We start from the raw sequence: 566 nt of genomic DNA, 5'->3' as shown, positions 1-566 counted from the left end.
GAGCTGGATGAAGCCGCTACGAAATTAGCGTATTACTATCAACAAACTTACGACCTGAAAGAAAATGATTTGATGGGGATCATGATGGATACTTCGAACTGGTCTTTATTGGGGATCTTATCCATTTTAAAATCGGGAGCAGGTTATGTTCCAATTGATCTTTCTTTACCAAAAGAACGTCAATTGTACATGGTACAGGAAGCCAATGTGAAGTGTTTGTTGATCGAATCTTCGAGCTTATTTGATGTAATTGATTTTTCAGTTCCGGTGTTCTCTATCGATATTCAGTATGCCGATATCCAGGCACTTCCACAGGATGTTACTTTTACATCATTGGCAACAGAGGAGACGACTGCTTATGTGGTTTACACTTCGGGTACAACAGGACAGCCAAAAGGAGTTCAGGTGAGTCATAAGAATTTGGTAGATTATTATGAAGGATTGGAAGCTAAGATTTCGATCAGTGCCAACAAAAGCTTCGGATTAATGTCTTCACTTTCTGCCGATTTAGGAAATACTGTATTGTACGGTTCTTTATTAAGCGGAGGATGTCTGCACTTATTCAA

General features: G+C 39.2%; 1 protein-coding gene. It reads left to right on the top strand.

What is annotated here, in order from left to right; genetic code table 11:
- The coding region (locus tag WFZ86_RS20140) for an AMP-binding protein (protein WP_342693616.1) at positions 1-566 on the top strand (566 nt) is incomplete at both ends.

Source organism: Flavobacterium polysaccharolyticum (assembly GCF_038739875.1).
GTDB classification, from domain to species: Bacteria; Bacteroidota; Bacteroidia; order Flavobacteriales; family Flavobacteriaceae; genus Flavobacterium; species Flavobacterium polysaccharolyticum.
Note: the sequence above shows the minus strand (reverse complement) of the source record. Positions and strands in the feature narration are given on the sequence as shown.